At 68.1% G+C, this 19,235-nt stretch carries 18 protein-coding genes; 17 read left to right on the top strand and 1 reads right to left on the bottom strand.

Annotation, left to right across the window (positions count from 1 at the left end; genetic code table 11):
* Nucleotides 1–17 precede the first annotated feature (17 nt).
* Entirely contained in the window at nt 18–2,690 is a 2,673-nt protein-coding gene (locus ASE39_RS24055; protein WP_057272774.1) for a cation-translocating P-type ATPase, read from the top strand.
* A gap of 52 nt (nt 2,691–2,742) precedes the next feature.
* Here ASE39_RS24055 and cobA read toward each other — a convergent pair whose 3' ends face one another.
* Nucleotides 2,743–3,576, bottom strand: coding sequence for a uroporphyrinogen-III C-methyltransferase (gene cobA / locus ASE39_RS24050; protein ID WP_057272773.1), 834 nt, complete (start codon nt 3,574–3,576; stop codon nt 2,743–2,745).
* A gap of 208 nt (nt 3,577–3,784) precedes the next feature.
* Between cobA and ASE39_RS24045 the strand changes: the two genes are divergently transcribed.
* The 16 genes from ASE39_RS24045 to ASE39_RS23970 all read left to right on the top strand — a co-directional run bounded on the left by ASE39_RS24045 (nt 3,785) and on the right by ASE39_RS23970 (nt 19,206).
* A complete protein-coding gene (locus ASE39_RS24045; protein WP_057272847.1) occupies nt 3,785–5,506 on the top strand; it encodes a nitrite reductase in 1,722 nt (573 codons plus the stop codon).
* 160 nt (nt 5,507–5,666) lie between these two features.
* The gene (locus tag ASE39_RS24040; protein WP_057272772.1) at nt 5,667–5,990 is read left to right on the top strand and encodes a c-type cytochrome; all 324 of its coding nucleotides are present in this window, start codon (nt 5,667–5,669) and stop codon (nt 5,988–5,990) included.
* Between the two features lie 64 nt (nt 5,991–6,054).
* Nucleotides 6,055–6,348: a cytochrome c gene (locus tag ASE39_RS24035; RefSeq protein WP_242421561.1), complete on the top strand. Its 294-nt coding sequence runs from the start codon at nt 6,055–6,057 to the stop codon at nt 6,346–6,348.
* Nucleotides 6,345–7,538 carry a cytochrome D1 domain-containing protein gene (locus ASE39_RS24030; RefSeq protein WP_057272771.1) on the top strand — a complete coding sequence of 398 codons (1,194 nt, stop codon included), beginning with the start codon at nt 6,345–6,347 and terminating at the stop codon, nt 7,536–7,538. Before ASE39_RS24035 ends, ASE39_RS24030 begins: the two co-directional genes overlap by 4 nt.
* Before the next feature lies 1 nt (nt 7,539).
* A complete protein-coding gene (locus ASE39_RS24025; RefSeq protein WP_057272770.1) occupies nt 7,540–8,529 on the top strand; it encodes an Lrp/AsnC family transcriptional regulator in 990 nt (329 codons plus the stop codon).
* Complete coding sequence (locus ASE39_RS24020) at nt 8,522–9,001, top strand: Lrp/AsnC family transcriptional regulator (protein ID WP_057272769.1); 480 nt, start codon at nt 8,522–8,524, stop codon at nt 8,999–9,001. Before ASE39_RS24025 ends, ASE39_RS24020 begins: the two co-directional genes overlap by 8 nt.
* Entirely contained in the window at nt 8,991–9,488 is a 498-nt protein-coding gene (locus ASE39_RS24015; protein WP_057272768.1) for an AsnC family transcriptional regulator, read from the top strand. Before ASE39_RS24020 ends, ASE39_RS24015 begins: the two co-directional genes overlap by 11 nt.
* Nucleotides 9,475–10,713 (top strand): heme d1 biosynthesis radical SAM protein NirJ, encoded by a 1,239-nt coding sequence (nirJ, locus tag ASE39_RS24010; RefSeq protein ID WP_057272767.1) that lies wholly within the window; start codon nt 9,475–9,477, stop codon nt 10,711–10,713. The genes ASE39_RS24015 and nirJ overlap by 14 nt, the downstream gene beginning before the upstream one ends.
* Before the next feature lie 100 nt (nt 10,714–10,813).
* Nucleotides 10,814–12,394 carry a nitrite reductase gene (locus ASE39_RS24005; protein WP_242421560.1) on the top strand — a complete coding sequence of 527 codons (1,581 nt, stop codon included), beginning with the start codon at nt 10,814–10,816 and terminating at the stop codon, nt 12,392–12,394.
* Nucleotides 12,391–12,993 carry a cytochrome c oxidase subunit 3 family protein gene (locus ASE39_RS24000; RefSeq protein ID WP_242421551.1) on the top strand — a complete coding sequence of 201 codons (603 nt, stop codon included), beginning with the start codon at nt 12,391–12,393 and terminating at the stop codon, nt 12,991–12,993. The genes ASE39_RS24005 and ASE39_RS24000 overlap by 4 nt, the downstream gene beginning before the upstream one ends.
* An 8-nt stretch (nt 12,994–13,001) precedes the next feature.
* Nucleotides 13,002–13,274 carry a cytochrome C oxidase subunit IV family protein gene (locus ASE39_RS23995; RefSeq protein ID WP_057272766.1) on the top strand — a complete coding sequence of 91 codons (273 nt, stop codon included), beginning with the start codon at nt 13,002–13,004 and terminating at the stop codon, nt 13,272–13,274.
* A gap of 193 nt (nt 13,275–13,467) precedes the next feature.
* Nucleotides 13,468–13,902, top strand: a complete 435-nt coding sequence (locus ASE39_RS23990) for a cytochrome c (protein ID WP_057272765.1) — start codon at nt 13,468–13,470, stop codon at nt 13,900–13,902.
* A gap of 15 nt (nt 13,903–13,917) precedes the next feature.
* Entirely contained in the window at nt 13,918–15,354 is a 1,437-nt protein-coding gene (locus ASE39_RS23985) for a cbb3-type cytochrome c oxidase subunit I (RefSeq protein ID WP_057272764.1), read from the top strand.
* Between the two features lie 19 nt (nt 15,355–15,373).
* Nucleotides 15,374–16,183, top strand: a complete 810-nt coding sequence (locus ASE39_RS23980) for a CbbQ/NirQ/NorQ/GpvN family protein (RefSeq protein WP_057272763.1) — start codon at nt 15,374–15,376, stop codon at nt 16,181–16,183.
* Nucleotides 16,184–16,208: 25 nt separating this feature from the next.
* Nucleotides 16,209–17,309 carry a 4Fe-4S binding protein gene (locus tag ASE39_RS23975; RefSeq protein WP_057272762.1) on the top strand — a complete coding sequence of 367 codons (1,101 nt, stop codon included), beginning with the start codon at nt 16,209–16,211 and terminating at the stop codon, nt 17,307–17,309.
* Nucleotide 17,310: 1 nt separating this feature from the next.
* A complete protein-coding gene (locus ASE39_RS23970) occupies nt 17,311–19,206 on the top strand; it encodes a VWA domain-containing protein (protein ID WP_057272761.1) in 1,896 nt (631 codons plus the stop codon).
* The last annotated feature ends 29 nt before the right edge of the window (nt 19,207–19,235 follow it).

Genomic DNA, 19,235 nt, shown 5'->3' with positions numbered 1-19,235 from the left:
TCTGTCCAGATTGCCGCATGCCCCCTTCTCAAGCCCCTCACCTGCACACCGCCGAGGCCGTCGCCCAGGCACATGGCGTCAACCCCGATGCGGGCCTGCATGCCGACGAGGCCCAGCGCCGCAGCGCCACGCACGGCGCCAATGAGCTGGCAACCGGACAAGACCGTCCCTGGTGGCACCTGCTGGCCGACCAGTTCAAGGACTTCATGGTGCTGGTGCTGCTGGGCGCCGCCGTCATCTCGGGGCTGGCGGGCGAGGTCACCGACACGCTGGTCATCCTCGTCATCGTGGTGCTCAACGCGGTCATCGGCTTTGTGCAGGCCTGGCGCGCCGACCAGGCCATGGCGGCGCTGCGCCAGCTGGCAGCAGCCCATGCCACCGTGCTGCGCAACGGAGCCGTGCAGGTGGTGCCTGCCACCGCACTGGTGCCCGGCGACATCGTGCTGCTGGAGGCGGGCAACCAGATCCCGGCCGACCTGCGGCTGATCGAGATTGCGCAGCTGCAGGTGGATGAATCGGCCCTCACGGGCGAATCCGTCACGGTGGCCAAGCAGACGGAGGCCCTGGCGGCCGAGGATGTGGGCGCGCTGGGCGACCGCACCAACATGGCCTTCAAGGGCACTACCGCCACCCATGGCCGGGCGCGGGGCCTGGTGGTGGCCACCGGCATGCACACCGAGCTGGGCAAGGTGGCCACGCTGCTCGACACCGGCGACCGCAGCACGCCGCTGCAACTGCGCCTGGCAGCCTTTGGCAAGCGGCTGGCGCTGGCGGTGCTGGGCATCTGCCTCGTGATCTTTGGGGTGGGTGTGCTGCGCGGCGAGGCGCCGCTGCTCATGGCCCTCACCGCCATCAGCCTGGCCGTGGCCGCCATCCCCGAGGCCCTGCCCGCCGTGGTCACCGTGCTGCTGGCCCTGGGCGCGCGCCGCATGGTGGCCGTGCATGCGCTGGTGCGGCGCCTGCCGTCGGTCGAGACCCTGGGCTCGGTCACCACCATCTGTTCGGACAAGACCGGCACCCTGACGCAAAACCGCATGCACGCAGAACTGCTGGTGGCCCACGGGGCGCGATGGGTGCCCGGCGACTCCCTGCCCGGCCCGGCCCACGCGGAAGCCTTGCGCGCCGCCGCACTGTGCAACGACGCCACGCTGCAAGCACAGAACGAAGAGGGCCAACCTAGCACGCACTGGCAGGGCGACCCGACCGAAACCGCGCTGGTGCTGGCCGCCCACGCAGGCGGGCTGGACAAGGCCCAACTCGACACAACTTGGCCGCGCGTGCAGGAGCAGCCGTTTGACTCCGACCGCAAGCGCATGACGACCTTTCACCGCGCTGCCGATGGCTTTGTGGCCTACACCAAGGGCGCGCCAGAGTCGGTCTTGCCTCGCTGCACCGTCCAATGGACGCACGACGGCGCTACCGCACTCGACAACGCCAAGATCCTCGCCACCGCCCAGCAACTCGCCGCCCAGGGCCTGCGCGTGCTGGCCCTGGCCCGCCGCAGCCACGCCCGCCTGCCCGACACCAACGACATCGACACGGTAGAAAACCAGCTGGAGCTGCTGGGCCTGATCGCCCTCATCGACCCGCCCCGTGCCGAGGCACAAGCAGCGGTGCGCGACTGCATCAGCGCAGGCATCACCCCGGTCATGATCACGGGCGACCACCCCGCCACCGCGCGCGCCATTGCGCACCGGCTGGGCATTGTGCGCAGTGCGGATGCCCCCGTGCTCACCGGCGCAGACCTCGCAACGCTGGACGATGCCGTCCTGCGCGCCCGCGTGGAACAGGTGCAGGTCTACGCCCGCGTGGACCCGGCGCAGAAGATCCGCATCGTCGAGGCGCTGCAGGCCCAGGGCCACTTTGTGGCCATGACGGGCGACGGCGTGAACGACGCCCCCGCCCTAAAACGCGCCGACATCGGCATTGCGATGGGCCAGGGTGGCACCGACGTGGCGCGCGAGGCATCGAGCCTGGTGCTGCTGGACGACAACTTCGCCACCATCGTCGCCGCCGTGCGCGAAGGCCGCCGCATCTACGACAACATCCGCAAGTTCGTGCGCTACGCGATGACGGGCAACTCGGGCGAGATCTGGACCATCTTCCTCGCGCCGCTGCTGCTCCTGCCTATTCCGCTGCTGCCCATCCACATCCTGTGGGTCAACCTGGTGACCGACGGCCTGCCGGGCCTTGCGCTCGCGGCCGAACCGGCCGAGCGCGGCATCATGCAGCGCCCGCCCCGCGCGCCGCGCGAGAGCCTGTTTGCCCACGGCATGTGGCAGCACATATTGGGCGTGGGCCTGCTCATTGGCGGGCTGTGCCTGGCGGTGCAGGCCTGGGCGCTGCACACCGGGCATGCACACTGGCAGACCATGGTGTTCACAGTGCTTACGCTGGCGCAGATGGCGCATGTGATCGCCATCCGCTCCGAGTCCGAACCCATCTGGCGCCTGGGCCTGCTCAGCAACCGCCCGCTGCTGGGCGCCGTGCTGCTCACCTTTGCGCTGCAGATGGCGACTATCTATGTGCCCTGGCTCAACCCCATCTTCCGCACCGAGCCGCTGAGCCTGGGCGAGCTGGCGCTGTGCGTTGGCGCCGCGCTGGTGGTGCTGGTGGTCGTGGAAATTGAAAAGGCCTGGCGACGCCAGCGCCCGCAGTCAACGGCCTCTGACGCCGCGCTGGACGCCTGAGAACCTGTTCAGTAGGCCTTGCACCGATGCTAGTTCACCACGGCGCCTTGGCTCAATGATGCGCTGAAGCCTGCGCCAGGCCCTGAATCAGCGCAGGCTGCAGCGCGACCACCTCGCCCACGATGATCAGTGCAGGTGCCTTTACGCCCTGGCTGGCCGCAAGGCTTGGCAACGAAGCAAGGGTGCCGGTGAGGCAGCGTTGATCCGGCAGGGACGCACGCTCGACGATGGCTGCGGGCGTGGTCGGCGGCAAGCCGTGCGCGGCGAGTTGCGCGCAGATGGTGGGCAGCGTGGCCACCCCCATATAGAACACCACGGTCTGACGTGGGCGCGCCAGCAGGGGCCAGTCCAGCGCTGTGTCGTTGTCGCCGCGCAGGTGCCCGGTGGCCAGCACCAGGGTACCCGCATGGTCACGGTGCGTGAGCGGGATGCCTGCGCAAGCTCCCGCGGCCTGCGCGGCCGTAATGCCCGGCACCACATCGAAGGAAATTCCCGCGCGGGCCAGGCCCAGCGCTTCTTCGCCACCGCGGCCAAAGATGTAGCAGTCGCCACCCTTGAGACGCACCAGGGCCCGGCCGCTGCGCGCCAGGCGGCACATCAGTTCGATGATGTCCTCCTGCGGCAGCGCGTGGCGCGACGACTCTTTGCCCACGTAGATGCACTCCGCGCCAGCGGGCACCAGGGCCAGCACGTCCTCACCCACCAGGTGGTCGTACAGCACCAGGCTCGCCGCGCGCAGCACGCGTGCGGCCTTCACCGTGAGCAGGTCGGGGTCGCCCGGGCCCGCACCCACCAGCGTCACATGGCCTGTAGGCACTGGGTTGTTGTTCTCTGCCCCGCCGCGTGCGGGTTTCTTCAGCCATTGGGGGTCATCCATGAAGCTCATGTGTACGGCTCGCTGGTGTTTTGTGGGTGCGGCCATGGTGGAACAGGCCGGATGCCGCGTCCTTGAACCAGTTCAAGGACAACGCACGCTGACCGCAGGACCATTGCCTCACCCGCAAGCAACGTAGGGCAGCCGTGGTGCGGGTCGGAGGGCGCAGCAGCCGCATCCCCCGCCAACCATTCGCTGCCCATGACGCAGAGGACCGATGATGAAAGCAATCAAGACCGTCCAGCACCTGGCCCTGGCAGCCCTCGCTATGGCTGCGGCCACGGCGATGGCACAGGCAGGCAAGGGAGTCTCGCAACCCGAAATGAATTACCAGGCTGGCGGCTCCCCCCTGGTGAACGAGCCCATGCACCAGAGCACCAACCCCAAGGCGCCGCCGATGACGGCCGCAGAGTTCGAGAAGGCCCGCCAGACCTACTTTGAGCGCTGCGCGGGCTGCCACGGCGTGCTGCGCAAGGGAGCCACTGGCAAGCCACTGACCCCGGACCTCACCACGGCCAAGGGCACGGACTACCTCAAGGTTTTCATCTCGTATGGTTCGCCCGCAGGCATGCCCAACTGGCTGACTTCCGGCGAGATGAACGAGAAGGAAGTGGACCTGATGGCCCGCTACATTCAGCACGAGCCGCCAACCCCACCCGAGTTCGGCATGGCCGACATGAAAAAGACCTGGAGGGTCATCGTCGAGCCCAAGGACCGGCCGAAGAAAAAGCTCAACAACTACAACATCGAGAACATCTTCTCGACCACGCTGCGCGACACCGGCGAAGTGGCGCTGATCGACGGCGACACCAAGCAGATCATCAACATCGTCAAGACCGGCTACGCCGTTCACATCTCGCGCACGTCGGCCTCGGGCCGCTACCTGTTCGTGATCGGCCGCGATGGCAAGATCAACATGATCGACCTATGGATGGAAAAGCCCGACAACGTCGCCGAAGTGCGCGTGGGCCTGGAGGCGCGTTCGGTGGATACCTCCAAGTTCAAGGGCTATGAGGACAAGCTGGCCATCGCGGGCAGCTACTGGCCGCCGCAGTTCACCATCATGGACGGCGACACGCTGGAGCCCAAGAAGATCGTGAGCACCCGCGGCATGGTGGTGGGCACGCAGGAATACCACCCTGAGCCCCGCGTGGCCTCCATCGTGGCCTCGCACTTCAAGCCCGAGTTTGTGGTCAACGTGAAGGAGACCGGCAAGACGCTGATGGTGGACTATTCCAACATCGACGCGCTCAAGGTCACCGAGATCGGCTCCGCGCCCTTCCTGCACGATGGCGGCTGGGATTCAAGCAAACGCTACTTCATGGTGGCGGCCAACAACAGCAACAAGATCGCGGCCATCGATGCCAAGGAAGGCAAGCTGGCCGCCATCACGGACGTGGGCAAGATTCCCCACCCCGGCCGAGGCGCCAACCTGCTGCATCCGAAGTTCGGCCCCGTCTGGGCCACCGGCCATCTGGGCGACGAAACGATCTCGCTCATCGGCACCGACCCCAAGAAGCACAAGCAATACGCCTTCAAGGAAGTGGCCAAGCTCACCGGCCCGGGCGGCGGCGCGCTGTTCATCAAGAGCCACCCCAAGAGCACGCACCTGTACTCGGACGCACCACTGAACCCTGATCCCAAGATCTCGCAGTCCATCGTGGTCTACGACATCAAGAACCTCGACAAGGGCTTTGTGACCTTGCCGATCGCGGAGTGGGCGGACCTGAAGGATGACGGTGCCAAACGCGTTGTGCAGCCCGAGTTCAACAAGGCCGGCAATGAGGTGTGGTTTGCGGTGTGGAGCGCCAAGAACAAGGAAAGCGCGCTCGTGATCGTGGACGACAAGACGCTCAAGCTCAAGGCCGTGATCAAGGACCCGCGCCTGATCACGCCCACGGGCCACTTCAACGTCTACAACACCCAGCACGACATTTATTGACCCCCCTGAGTCGCCTGCGGCGCCTTCCCCCCAGGGGGACGCCGCCAGGGGCCTGGCGAAGCCAGTTCCCCGGCGGCTGCGGGCCCCAGGCCGCGCGGATGCGCATGCCGGGGGCGATGCCAAGCGTCGAGGCAATTCATCCCCATAACAGGAGCAAACGATGAGACACCATCTGACCGGGCCTCTGGCCATTGCTGCAGCCCTGGCACTTTGCGCCGGTGCGGCCAGCGCAGCCTCGCCCGAGGAAGCCATGAACAAGGCGGGCTGCATGGCCTGCCATTCCAAGGACAAGAAGCTCGTCGGGCCGTCGTTCAAGGACATTGCGGCCAAGTACAAGGGCAAGGACGCGACCGCGCAGCTGGTCGACAAGGTGCGCAAGGGCGGCTCGGGCGCATTCGGGCCGGTCCCGATGTCCCCGAACGGGCCGGACAAGATCGGTGACGCCGACCTCAAGGCGGCCGTCGAGTTCATCCTCGGGTCCTGAGCGCAACGCCATGCCACTGCGTGCCGCCCTGGCAGTGCTGTGCGTCCTGGCCTGTGCCGGGGCCATGGCACAGGCCACTGGCACACCACCAGAGCGCCAGCGCGAGCTAGTGCGCATGGTGCGGCAGGACTGCGGCTCGTGTCACGGCATGCACCTTACCGGCGGGCTAGGCCCGCCGCTCACCACCGCGGCCCTGGCGGAAAAGCCTGTCCCGTCCATGGCCGCCACCATTTTTCACGGCCGCCCGGGCACCCCCATGCCGCCCTGGCGTACTTTTGTCACCGAAGCCGAAGCCCTGTGGATCGCCGAGCAATTGGCGAGTGGCTTCCCTCCTTGGCCCCCGCGCCCCCAGCCATGAAACGACGCCCCCTCCTCCTGGGCCTGGCGGCCCTCCCGCTGCTGACCAGCGGCTGCGCAACGCTGCAGCAGCCCGCACCCCCGCTCATGGGCACCGGCGACCTGGGCCTGGTCATCGAGCGCGCCACCGGCTCGGTGTTGCTGGTGAACACCACACACCGCTCCGTCCTGGCACGCATCACCGGTCTGGGGGACCTTTCCCATGCCTCGCTCGTGTTCTCGCGCGATGGCCGCCACGCCTATGTGTTTGGCCGCGACGGCGCACTCACGCGCATCGACCTGCTGACCCGGCGCATCACCGCGCGCGAGCAGCAGGCCGGCAACTCCATCGGCGGCGCCATCAGCGCCGACGGCACGCTGGTGGCCGCGCAGAACTACACGCCCGGCGGCGTGAAGGTGTTCGACGCCGAGACGCTGGCATTGCGGGCGGACATCCCCGCGCTCACTCCCAACGGCCAGCGCTCGCGCGTGGTGGGCCTGGCCGACCTGCCCGGCCAGCGCTTCATCTACAGCCTGTTCGACGCCGACGCGATCTGCATTGCCGACTGCACCGACACCGCGCGGCCGCGCATGACGCGCATCGACGGCATTGGCCGCCAGCCGTATGACGCGCTGGTCACGCCCAACGGCCGCCACTACATTGCAGGCCTGTTTGGCGAAGACGGCCTGGCCCTGGTGGACACCTGGGCCGATCAGCCCGTCGCCCGGCGCATCCTGGGCGGCTATGGCCGCGGCCAGCAGCCTCTGCCCGTGTTCAAGATGCCCCACCTGCGCGGCTGGGCCGTAGCCGGGCGCCATGCCTATCTGCCCGCCATCGGTCGCCACGAGGTGTTGGTGGTGGATACCACGACGTGGGAAGAAGTCGGCCGCATCCCGGTAGCGGGCCAGCCCGTGTTCGTGATGGCGCGGCCCGATGGCCGCCAGGTATGGGTGAACTTCGCGGTGCCCGACTACCACCGTGTGCAGGTCATCGACACCCTGGTCCAGCGCGTGGCCGCCACGCTGCAGCCCGGCAAGGCCGTGATGCACATGGAGTTCACGCCACGCGGCGAGTCGGTGTGGATCAGCTGCCGCGACGACGACAAGGTGCAGGTGGTGGACACCGCCACGCTGGCCACCCAGGCATCGCTGGCCGCCCAGGCGCCCAGCGGCATATTTTTCACGGCGCGCGCCCAGCGCATGGGTTTTTAGCATGTGTGCACACACCAGCGATCTGCCGCTGCTCAACACCTGGCAACGGGATTTCCCGCTCTGCCTGGCACCGTTCGATGTGCTGGGGCACGCCCTGGGCCGCCCCGCCAACGCCGTGATCGCCCATTGCCGGCGCCTGCAGGACGCGGGGGTTCTGGGCCGCATAGGCGCCGTGTTTGCGCCGGGCGCAGGCGGCGCGGGCCTGCTGGCCGCCATGGCCGTGCCCCATGCGCGGCTGGAGGCCGTCGCGGCCCTGGTATCCAGCCACCCGGGCGTCAACCACAACTACGAACGCGAAAACCCGCTCAACCTGTGGTTTGTTGCTACCGCCACAGACCCGGCAGCCCTGGAGCAGGTGCTCTGCCGCATTGAACAGGACACCGGGCTTCGCGTGCTGCGGCTGCCCATGGTGCGCCCCTACCGCATCGACCTGAGCTTCGACCTCTGCGCCACCACCGTCGCAGCGGGGGGCGCTACGCAGGCAGCCTCCACGCCCGTGCCCGCCCATGAAGCAGGACTGGCGGCATTGGCCGAGCAGGGCCTGCCGCTGGTCGAGCGGCCCTACGACGCCTGGGCGGAGCACCTGGGATGGAGCCCCGCCACCGTGCTGGAGACCCTGCACCGCTGGCTGGCACAAGGCATCTTGAGCCGCTTTGGCATGGTCGTGCGCCACCATGAGGTGGGCTACACCGCCAACGCGATGACGGTGTTTGATGTGGTCGACCAGCAGGTGGATGCCTGTGGTGCCCTGCTCGCCCGGCAGCCCGGGATCACCCTTGCCTACCAGCGCGAGCGCTCTGAACACTGGCCCTACAACCTGTATTGCATGGTTCACGGGCAAGAGCGCACCGAGGTGCTGGCATTGATAGAGCAGGCCGCGCAGCAGGCCGGCATTGCCCACCTGCGGCGCGAAACCCTGTTCTCCCTGCGGCGCTTCACCCAGCGCGGCCCGCGCCGGTTTGCAGCCCTCCAGGAGGCACCTCATGCTTAGGCCGGACCAGCTTCGCCTCGTGGACTACCTGCACGGTGGCTTTCCTGTGGTGGACCGCCCCTTCGCCGCCGTGGGCGCAGCCCTGGGCTGGAGCGAGGACCATGTCATCGAATGCCTGCGCCAGTTGCTGGCCAGCGGCGTGCTCACGCGCTTTGGCCCCCTGTTCCAGATCGAGCGCGCGGGCGGGCAGTTCATGCTGGCAGCGCTGGCCGTGCCCGAAGAGCGCTTTGACGAAGTCACGGCGCTGGTGAACGCGTTGCCCGAAGTGGCCCACAACTACCGGCGCGACCACCCGTCGCTCAACATGTGGTTCGTGCTGGCCGGGGAGTCTGCAGGCGCCGTGGCCGATGCTGCCCGCCGCATCGAGCACATGACCGGCCTGCCGGTGTTCCAGTTCCCCAAGGAGCACGAATACCGCGTCGAGCTGCGCCTGCCCCTCATCCCGCCGAAAGGAGCCCTCCATGGCCCTTGATGCCTTCGACCGCGCCCTCATCGCCGCTGTGCAGGGTGGCCTGCCGCTGGTGGCCCGCCCCTACGAGGCCGTGGGTGCCATGCTGGGCGTGAGCGGCGAACAGGTGCGAGAGCGCCTTGCCTCCATGCTGGACGAGGGCCTGGTGCGCCGCATCGGCGCCGTGCCCAACCACTACCGCCTGGGCTTTACCGCCAACGGCATGAGCGTGTGGGACGTGGACGACCGCCAGGTGGATGCACTGGCCACCCAGATCGCCCGGCTCAATGGCGTGAGCCACTGCTACCGCCGCACCCGCCACCTGCCCGACTGGCCCTACAACCTGTTCGCCATGCTGCACGGCCGCTCGCGGGACGAAGTGCAGCGCCAGGCCGACGTGGTGGCCGCGCTGCTGGGCCCAGCGTGCCGTGCACACGACATCCTGTACTCCACGGCCATTCTCAAAAAAACCGGCCTGCGCTTGAAAGGCACCAACGATGTTCAGGATTAGCCAATACATGCGTGAGCTCGCCGCCGCCGAGGCGGCGGGCGCCTACCCGGCCGTGCGCAGCCGCCCGCAGAAAGGCCCGCAGGGGCCCGTCGTGATCTGGAACCTGATTCGCCGCTGCAACCTCACCTGCAAGCACTGCTACGCGCTGTCGGCCGACCACGACTACGCGGGTGAACTCTCGCGCGACGAGGTGTTCGGTGTGATGGACGACCTGCGCGCCTATGGCGTGCCCGTGCTCATCCTCTCGGGTGGCGAGCCGCTGATGCGCCCGGACCTGTTCGACATTGCCGCCCGCGCGCGGGACCTGGGGTTCTATACCGGCCTGTCCACCAACGGCACGCTGATCGACGCACCCATGGCCGACCGCATCGCCGCCCAGGGCTTTGACTACGTGGGCATCAGCCTCGACGGACTGCGCGACACCCATGACCGCTTCCGGCGCATGCAGGGCGCGTTCGACCTGAGCCTGAACGCGCTGAAGCTGCTGCGCGAGCGGGGCGTGAAGGTGGGCATGCGCTTCACCATGACCGCGATGAATGCACATGATCTGCCCGCGCTGCTGGCCCTGATGCGCGCAGAGCAGGTCGACAAGTTCTATTTCTCGCACCTGAACTACGCCGGGCGCGGCAACATCCACCGGGGCAAGGACGCCCAGTTCCAGGCCACACGCGATGCGCTCACGCTGCTGTTCGACCGAGCCTGGCACGCAGCGCAAACAGGCCTGGCCGAGGAGTACGTGACCGGCAACAACGATGCCGATGGCCCCTTCCTGCTGCAATGGGCGCAAATGCACCTGCCGCGCTGGGCACCGCTGCTCGCGCAGCGTCTGGCCGCCTGGGGCGGCAACGCCAGCGGCCTGAACGTGGCCAACATCGACAACCTGGGCCAGGTGCACCCCGACACCATGTGGTGGCACCACACGCTGGGCAATGTGCGCGAGCGGCCCTTTTCGGCCATCTGGAGCGATACCTCCGACCCGCTGATGGCCGGGCTCAAGCAGCAACCGCGCCCCGTGCAGGGCCGCTGCGCGCAGTGCCACTACCTGCCGCTGTGCGGCGGCAACACCCGGGTGCGCGCCCAACAGCTCACCGGCAACGCCTGGGCCGAGGACCCGGGCTGCTATCTGGAAGACGAAGAGATCGGTGCAGTGGCCGCAGCAGGCAGCGCGCCGCACGGCCCGCGCCAACGCATCACCATTCCCATCCGGGAGCAAGCCCATGCCTGACATCCCTGTCCCTACACCGCACCGTTGGCGCGCGTGGCTGGCCGACGCCGCCCGTGCCACCCTGGTAGCTGGCCTTTTCTGGATGGGCTGGGACCTGGCCATGGCCCAGCAAAACAGCACCAGCACGAGCGCCACCGCCAGCACGAGCCCCAGCGCGGCCAGTACCTTCGCCACGCATTGCGCCAGCTGCCACGGTGCGCAGCGCACCGGCGCCATGGGCCCGGCCCTGCTGCCCGAGAGCCTGGCCCGCCTGCCGACCGCAGAAGCCCTGCGGGTCATCACCAGCGGTCGCACGGCCACGCAGATGCCCGGTTTTGCCGGCACGCTCTCGCCTGCCGAAATCCAGGCGCTGGGCGCGTTCATCCGTACCCCCGTGGTGCCCGCACCGCGCTGGACGGAGGACAACATCCGCGCATCGCGCGAATTCCATCCCACACCGGCCGACGAGCCCGCTACGCCAACGTGGCAGGCGGACCCCATGAACCTCTTCGTGGTGGTGGAAGGTGGCGACCACCATGTGAGCCTGCTCGACGGCGACCGCCTGGAAGTCATCACCCGCTTTGCCAGCCGCTTTGCGCTGCACGGCGGCCCCAAATTCTCGCCGGACGGCCGCTACGTGTACTTCGGCTCGCGCGACGGCTGGATCACCAAATACGACCTGTACCGCCTGCGCGTGGTGGCCGAAGTGCGTGCCGGGCTGAACATGCGCAACGTGGCGGTGAGCGGCGACGGCCGCTGGGTGATGGCCGCCAACTACCTGCCGCACACGCTGGCCCTGTTCGACAGCGACCTGCAGTTGGTGCGCACCTACGACGCGCGCACGCTGGACGGTAAAAGCAGCTCGCGCGTCTCGGCCGTGTACGACGCCGCGCCGCGCAAGAGCTTTGTCGTGGCGCTCAAGGACATCCCGGAGATCTGGGAGATTTCGTACGACCCAGAGGCCGCCCCCCTCCACGACGGCCTGGTGCACGACTACAAGATGGGCGAGGCCATTGCGAAGCCCGGCTACCTGGGCGTGCGCCGCACGCCGCTGGATGAACCGCTGGACGACTTCTTCTTCGACCAGAGCTACCGCCACGTGCTGGGCGCCACGCGCCCCAAAGGGGATGCCCCGGCCAACACCCAGGACGGCAAGGCCAGCGCGGGTCCAGCCACCGCCCAGGTGGTGAACCTGGACGTGCGCCGCAAGATCGCTGACCTGCCGATTGCCGGCATGCCCCACTTGGGCTCGGGCATCACCTTCGCCTGGCAGGGCACCACGGTGCTGGCCTCGCCCAACCTGCAGGGCGGCAGCATCGACGTGATCGACATGAAGACCTGGAAGCCCGTGGCCAGCATCCCCACACCGGGGCCGGGCTTCTTCATGCGCAGCCACGAGAACACGCCCTATGCCTGGACGGACTCGATGATGAGCGCCACCGCCAGGGACACCCTCACCATCATCGACAAGGCCACGCTGCAGCCCGTGGCCACGGTGCGCGAGCCCGGCAAGACCCTGGCGCACATCGAGTTCACCCGCGACGGCCGCCTGGCGCTGGCCAGCCTGTGGGAGATGCAGGGCGCCCTCATCGTGTACGACGCCGCCACGTTCAGGGAGGTCAAGCGCCTGCCCATGAGCAAGCCCGTGGGCAAGTACAACGTGTGGAACAAGATCACGCGATCGGAAGGGACTTCGCATTGAGCAGCACTGCGATGCCCCCGGCCCAGGCGGCCCACCCGCCGACATCGCCTCGCCTGGTGGGCGACCTGGTGGTGTGGCTGCTGGTGCTGGCCGAGCTGCTCACCTTCGGTATCCTTTTCGCCGCGTTTGCCTTTGCGCGGCTGCGCGAACCGGGTCTGTTCGCGGCCGGCCAGGCCACGCTGGACCTTTCCACCGGCGCGGCCAACACCGTGCTGCTGGTGTCCGCCAGCTGGTGTGCGGCGCGCAGCGTGCACACCGCGCGCAACGGCTGCTCTGCCCAGGGCGCGCGCTGGCTGCTGGGCGCGCTGGCCTGCGGCTGCGGCTTTCTGCTGCTCAAGAGTCTGGAGTACGCGCACAAGTGGCGCGAGGGCATCGACGTGGCCGAGAACACGTTCTACCTGCTGTACGTGATGCTCACGGGCTTTCACTTTCTGCACGCGGCCGTGGGCTGCATCATCTTTGCGGTGCTGTGGGGGCCCACGCGGCGCGGCGCCTACGGGCCGCACGGTTGCCATGCGCTGGAGACGGGTGCGGTTTTCTGGCACATGGTGGACCTGCTGTGGATGGTGCTGTTCCCGCTGGTCTACGTGCTGCGATAAAGGTCTGCATGAAACACCCGCACCACCGCATCAACGCCATCTGGATCGCCCTGCTGGCCGCCACGGCCATCACCGCCTGGCTGGGCGAGCACGCGGGTGCGGAGGGCCTGGGCACCGGAGCGGCCGTGCTGGTGCTGGCCCTGGCCGCCGCCAAGGGCTGTCTCATCATCCTGGACTACATGGAACTGCGCCATGCCCCGGCGCTGTGGCGCCGCCTGCTGCTGGGCTGGCTGGCCGCCGTGGTGCTGCTGGTGCTAGTGGCGACGCTCTGGCCGCGGTAGCCTGCCACCGCCTTCGCCAACCACTATCAAATCAATAGCTGCTTGCGCTTGCCGCACAAGCGCGAGGGGCCATTTTTGCTCAAAAACTCCGCGCAGAAAACCCGGGGGCAGCTGCGCATTCCTTGAACCGGTTCAAGGAAAAAAGCCGAGCAAATTGGGAGGATATAGCCGTCCATTTCAAGGAGGGCTTCGAATGAGCCAATCACACAGCGGGTTCACCAAACAGATGGCCCGCAACATGTTCTACGGGGGCACTGTGTTCTTCGCCCTGCTGTTTGCCGCCATTGTGTTCGACAGCGAGCGCCGCATCCCCGAGCGCTCCAACGCCCAGGCCATCACCCCGGCTGTGGTGGCAGGCAAGAAGATCTGGGAGACCCGCAATTGCATCGGCTGCCACACCCTGCTGGGCGAGGGCGCGTACTTCGCACCCGAGCTGGGCAACGTCTACAAGCGCCGGGGCGGCGACTTCATCAAGGTGTGGATGAAGCTCCAGCCCACCGGCGTGGCGCACCGCCGCCAGATGCCGCAATTCAACCTCACCGACCAGCAGCTCGATGAGCTCGTCGAGTTCCTCAAGTGGACTGGCGAGATCAACACCGAGAAGTGGCCACCCAACATCGAAGGCTGAAGAGGGACCGACACCATGCACATTCCAACACTCAAATACCAGAGCCAATCGGTCTCGAAGCTCTACTTCATCGCAGCCATGGCGCTCTTCGCCGGGCAGATCATCTTCGGCATCACGCTGGGCCTGCAATACGTGGTGGGTGATCTGTTCTTCCCCTACGTCCCGTTCAATGTGGCGCGGATGGTGCACACCAACCTGCTCATTGTGTGGCTGCTGTTTGGCTTCATGGGCGCGGCCTACTACATGGTGCCCGAGGAGTCGGAGACCGAGCTGCACTCCGTCCTGCTGGCCAAGGTACTGTTCTGGGTCTTTCTCACAGCGGGCGCGCTGACCATCGTGGGCTACCTCACGGTGCCCTACGCCAAGCTCGCCGAACTGACGGGCAACGACCTGCTGCAGACCATGGGGCGCGAGTTCCTGGAGCAGCCGCTGCCCACCAAGGTGGGCATCGTGGTCGTGGCGCTGGGCTTTCTCTACAACATCAGCATGACGGTGCTCAAGGGCCGCAAGACCGCCATCTCGCTGGTGCTGCTGATGGGCCTGTGGGGCCTGGCGCTGGTGTTCCTGTTCAGCTTCGTGAACCCGCACAACCTGGTGCGCGACAAGATGTACTGGTGGTTTGTGGTCCACCTGTGGGTGGAGGGCGTGTGGGAGCTGATCCTGGGCTCGCTGCTGGCCTACGTGCTCGTCAAAACCACGGGCGTGGACCGTGAGGTGATCGACAAGTGGCTGTACGTGATCATCGCCTTCGCGCTGATGACCGGCATCCTGGGCACGGGCCACCACTTCTACTTCATCGGCCTGCCCGGCTACTGGCACTGGATCGGCAGCATCTTCAGCGCCCTGGAACCCGTGCCTTTCTTCATGATGACGGTGTTCGCCTTCAACATGGTGCAACGCCGCCGCCGCGACCACCCCAATCAAGCCGCCGTGCTGTGGGCCGTGGGCACCGCCGTGCTGGGCTTCCTGGGCGCGGGCCTGTGGGGCTTTATCCACACGCTGTCGGCCGTCAACTACTACACCCATGGCTCGCAGATCACCGCGGCCCACGGCCACCTGGCCTTCTATGGCGCGTATGTGCTCGTGGTCATCACGCTCATCAGCTACGCCATGCCCACGCTGCGCGGGCGCATTGCCAACAGCCCGCGGGCCCAGGCGGCGGAGATGTGGAGCTTCTGGATCATGAGCATCGGCATGGCCGTGATGGTGCTGGCACTCACGGGCGCAGGCATCCTGCAAGTGTGGCTGCAGCGCATCCCCGAGACCAACGCCATGGGATTCATGGCTACGCAGGACCAGCTGTCCATCTTCTACTGGGTGCGCGTGGGGGGCGGCGTGGTCTTCCTGCTGGGCCAGCTGCTGTTCTTCTACAGCTTCTTCATCGGCGGCGATCCCGTCACCGAGGAAGGCCGCACGGGCAACCCCGGCCGCACGGCCCTGGGCACCGCCTGAGCCGCGCAAGGAAAACCCCATGGACCACAGCGAACTGCACCGCATCGCCGCCGCGGCCCTGCCCTTCTACGCCGAGCAGGGCAATGAGGCCGCACTGTTCGAACACGCCTGGCGGCAGCGCCTTCCGCTGCTCATCAAGGGCCCCACGGGCTGCGGCAAGACGCGCTTTGTGGAGCACATGGCCGCCCGCCTGGGGCGGCCCCTCATCACGGTGAGCTGCCACGACGACCTGGCCGCCGCCGACCTGGTAGGCCGCCACCTGCTGAGCGCAGAGGGCACCGTCTGGGCCGACGGCCCCCTGGCACGCGCGGTGCGCCAGGGTGCGATCTGCTACCTGGACGAGGTGGTGGAAGCGCGCAAGGACACCACCGTGGTGCTGCACCCGCTGGCAGACGACCGGCGCGTGCTGCCCATCGAGCGCACCGGCGACCAGTTGGCCGCGCCGCCCGAGTTCATGCTGGTGATCTCGTACAACCCCGGCTACCAGAGCCTGCTCAAGAGCCTCAAGCCCAGCACCCGCCAGCGCTTCGTGGCGCTCAACCTGGGCTACCCCGCTCCAGCGGTCGAAGAAGCCATCCTGCGCACCGAGGCGGGCGCAAGCCCCCACCTGGCGGCCACGCTGGTGCACCTGGGCACCGCCCTGCGCCAGTTGACCGACCAGGACCTGGAAGAAACCGCCAGTACCCGGCTGCTGGTGATGGCTGCACGCCTGGCCGTCTCGGGCGTGCCGCTGGCGGCCGCGTGCCGCGCGGCCATCGTGGATGCCCTCACGGACGATGCCGAGACGGCCGCGGCCCTGGGCGAGGTCGTCCAGGCCCTGCTGGGCTAGGGCCGCCGGTCCATGTCTGCGCCCCATGCAACGCCTGCGACGCACGTTCCAGATCGCCTTCTTCGCGCTGTTTCTGCTCGCACCCGCGCTGAACCTGCTGCGCCTTGATATCACCGAGGTCCAGCTGTGGGCGCTGGGCCAGCGTTGGAGCCTGGGGATCGACGACTTCCGCCAAGGGCTGATCGGGCCGGGCGAAATGACCTGGCGGCTCTTTGTGCGTGCGCTGCTCCCGGCCATCATGCTGGTGGGCGGCTTTCTGGCCGTGGCGTGGCGCTACGGGCGTCTGTACTGCGGCTGGCTGTGCCCGCATTTCTCGCTGGTGGAGCTGCTCAACCATGTGCTGCAAAAGGCCTGCGGGCGCCTGTCGCTGTGGGACCGCAAAGCCACGCCGCGCCAAGGCCTCACGCCCCGCCGCCGCTGGTGGCCGGTGTTCGTGCTGCTGTCCGTGCTGATGGGTTTTGTGTGGGCCATCACTTTGCTCACCTACCTGCTGCCGCCCGCCGATGTCTGGGGCCGGCTGATGAGCGGCACCTCGACCCCGGGACAATTGCGCTTCCTGGTTGCCGGTACCGCGGTCTTCAGCGCCGAATTTCTGCTGGCCCGTCACCTGTTTTGCCGCTTTGGCTGCGCTGTAGGCCTGTTCCAGAGCCTGGTGTGGATGGCCAATCCGCGCGGCCGGGTGGTCGGTTTTTCCCGGGATGTGGGGCGCCAGGGCGTGCTCGCCCATCCCAGCGCGCCCAGTGGCCTCGCGCCCGCCACCCCCGCTCACTGCCGCAGTTGCGACGCACCGCACGGCAATGCCTGCGACCGCGCCTGCCCCATGCACCTGCCGCCGCGCCAGTTCAAGCGGCGCAAGTTCTCGTGCGTGCAGTGCGGGCTGTGCGTGCAATCCTGTGAGGCGTCACAGGCCGCGCAGCAGCGCGAGCCCTTGCTGCAGTGGAGCATTGGCGTCGATGCGCTGCGCGAGTCGCTGCGGGCGCGGCGCACCGAGGCCGTGGACGCACCGGCTGCGGCGCCGTATCCCGCACACCCCACACATCCCGCCCCCGGGGGCGAAAAGCACACCGCCGTGCTGCCCAACGCCGCCCCCGCGGCATCCCATGCGGCACACGCCGCGGAGCACTGACATGGAAGAGTGGATCGGCCAGCAATGGCACCGCCTCATCACCCGCTGGGCCGAGCCTGGCCACGCCACGGTTGCCGTGTCGCTGGACGAGATGCGCAAGCCGCTGGGCTTGCTGCTGCGCTGCGGCGGCGGGCCGGCCGGCATGCGCATTGGCCCCGCCGCCGTGCGCGGCCACGGCGGGCCGCGTGGATGGGTGCAACGCGTGGCCGGCAGCGGCACGCGCGCCGCCCTGCCGGAGTTCCACCATGACCTGCTGGCCCTGCCGCCCAGCGTGGCGGCATTTCCAGATAAAGCGCTGAATCGATCTCTTTATCTCTGGCTGGCGGCCCTGGCCTCGCAATGGAACAGCGCAGCCCCCCTGCACGGCTGCGGCTGGATAGGTCACAACCTCGCCGCAGTGCGAGCCACGCTGGCCACCTTCCCGGGCCTGGCATCCATGTACGCGCAACTGCGGCAGGCCCAGCTGGCACTGCGCCCGGCGCCCGGCCGCTTGCGCGGCCCGGCCGCCGAGGCCGAGGCGTGGGTGCAGCGCGCCCTGCGGGGCGAATTTGACCAGGGCCTTGCGCCCGGCGCCCTGTTGCCACCCAGCCTCACGCCCACCGAGGTGGCCCCAGTCTGGCTCTGGCTGGAGAGCTGCGGCACCAGCGACGCCGACGCGCCGCGCCGCCCGGCGCAGCCCCCTGGCCTCCAATCAACCGGGAATACCGCCACACCCGCGCCAGAAGACAGCACGCGCCGCAAAGCCGAGCGGGTGCGCGACGAGCGCCATGCCGCCCCGCTGATGCTGTTCTTTCGCGCCGAATCCATCTTCTCGTGGGGCGAATTCACCAAGGTGCAGCGGGCCGATGACGACAGCGACGACGGCAACGCGCTGGAAGCCGCGCGCGACATGGACGTGCTCTCCATCGCCGAAGACCCGGGCAATGCCAGCCGCCTGGCTGCGCGTGTGCGCTTCGACCTTGACCTGCCCAGCGCCGCGGCAGACGATATGGCCCTGGGCCCCGGCGAGCACCTGCCCGAGTGGGACTGGAAGGCCGGTGCACTGCGCCCCGCGCACTGCGCTGTGCAATGCAGGGTGGCCCGCGATACCGCCCCGTTCACGCCCGATGCACAGCTGCGCACCACCGTGCGGCAAGTGCGCAGGCGCCTGGAGGTACTGCGCGCGGCACCCGCGCGCGCGCACGCCCAGGCCGACGGCGATGAGCTGGACGTGGATGCCTGGGTACGCCACGCCGCAGACGCAGCCGCCTGGCGCAGCGAGTCCCCGGCCGTCTGGCAGCGGCGCGTGCGCGCCGAGCGCAGCCTGGCCACACTGCTGCTGGCCGACCTGTCACTCTCCACCGACGCGCACGTGGCCGGTGCCGGTCGGCCTATGCGCGTGGTGGACGTAATCCGCGACGCGCTCTATGTCTTTGGCGAGGCCCTGTCGGCCGGAGGAGACACTTTCGAGATGCTGGGCTTCAGCTCGGTGCGGCGCCAGAACGTGCGCATCCAGCACCTCAAGGGGTTTGACGAAGCCTGGACAGGCGCGGCCCGTTCGCGGGTAGGCGCCATCAAGCCGGGCTACTACACGCGCATGGGCGCTGCCATCCGCCACGCCACGGCGCGCCTGGCGGCACGGCCCGAGCGCCAGCGCCTGCTGCTGCTGCTCACCGACGGAAAACCCAATGACCTGGACGTGTACGAGGGCCGCTATGGGCTGGAGGACACGCGCCACGCGGTGCACGAGGCGCGCGCGCAGGGCCTCACGCCCTTTGCCATCACCATCGACAACGCAGGGCACGACTACCTGCCCTTTCTTTTTGGCCAGCAGGGCTATGCGCTCGTACACCGTCCGCGCGACCTGGCCCTGCGCCTGGCCGCTGTGTACAGCCAGATCACCTGCCACGGAATTTGACGCGCCGCAGCATTTCCTTGACATCGGAC

The organism is Acidovorax sp. Root267 (assembly GCF_001429215.1).
Taxonomy (GTDB): domain Bacteria; phylum Pseudomonadota; class Gammaproteobacteria; order Burkholderiales; family Burkholderiaceae_C; genus Acidovorax; species Acidovorax radicis.
This window is presented reverse-complemented; position numbering and strand designations above follow the sequence as displayed.

Excerpts from the sequence above, each read along its gene's own strand:
- ASE39_RS24020 (WP_057272769.1), top strand. The coding sequence starts at position 8,522 with ATGCTTAGGCCGGACCAGCTTCGCCTCGTGGACTACCTGCACGGTGGC.
- ASE39_RS24005 (WP_242421560.1), top strand. The coding sequence starts at position 10,814 with ATGGCCCAGCAAAACAGCACCAGCACGAGCGCCACCGCCAGCACGAGC.
- ASE39_RS24045 (WP_057272847.1), top strand. The coding sequence starts at position 3,785 with ATGAAAGCAATCAAGACCGTCCAGCACCTGGCCCTGGCAGCCCTCGCT.
- ASE39_RS24015 (WP_057272768.1), top strand. The coding sequence starts at position 8,991 with ATGGCCCTTGATGCCTTCGACCGCGCCCTCATCGCCGCTGTGCAGGGT.
- ASE39_RS23980 (WP_057272763.1), top strand. The coding sequence starts at position 15,374 with ATGGACCACAGCGAACTGCACCGCATCGCCGCCGCGGCCCTGCCCTTC.
- ASE39_RS23975 (WP_057272762.1), top strand. The coding sequence starts at position 16,209 with ATGCAACGCCTGCGACGCACGTTCCAGATCGCCTTCTTCGCGCTGTTT.
- ASE39_RS23985 (WP_057272764.1), top strand. The coding sequence starts at position 13,918 with ATGCACATTCCAACACTCAAATACCAGAGCCAATCGGTCTCGAAGCTC.
- ASE39_RS23990 (WP_057272765.1), top strand. The coding sequence starts at position 13,468 with ATGAGCCAATCACACAGCGGGTTCACCAAACAGATGGCCCGCAACATG.
- ASE39_RS24030 (WP_057272771.1), top strand. The coding sequence starts at position 6,345 with ATGAAACGACGCCCCCTCCTCCTGGGCCTGGCGGCCCTCCCGCTGCTG.
- ASE39_RS24040 (WP_057272772.1), top strand. The coding sequence starts at position 5,667 with ATGAGACACCATCTGACCGGGCCTCTGGCCATTGCTGCAGCCCTGGCA.
- ASE39_RS24025 (WP_057272770.1), top strand. The coding sequence starts at position 7,540 with ATGTGTGCACACACCAGCGATCTGCCGCTGCTCAACACCTGGCAACGG.
- ASE39_RS23970 (WP_057272761.1), top strand. The coding sequence starts at position 17,311 with ATGGAAGAGTGGATCGGCCAGCAATGGCACCGCCTCATCACCCGCTGG.
- nirJ (WP_057272767.1), top strand. The coding sequence starts at position 9,475 with ATGTTCAGGATTAGCCAATACATGCGTGAGCTCGCCGCCGCCGAGGCG.
- ASE39_RS23995 (WP_057272766.1), top strand. The coding sequence starts at position 13,002 with ATGAAACACCCGCACCACCGCATCAACGCCATCTGGATCGCCCTGCTG.
- ASE39_RS24055 (WP_057272774.1), top strand. The coding sequence starts at position 18 with ATGCCCCCTTCTCAAGCCCCTCACCTGCACACCGCCGAGGCCGTCGCC.
- cobA (WP_057272773.1), bottom strand. The coding sequence starts at position 3,576 with ATGAGCTTCATGGATGACCCCCAATGGCTGAAGAAACCCGCACGCGGC.
- ASE39_RS24035 (WP_242421561.1), top strand. The coding sequence starts at position 6,055 with ATGGCACAGGCCACTGGCACACCACCAGAGCGCCAGCGCGAGCTAGTG.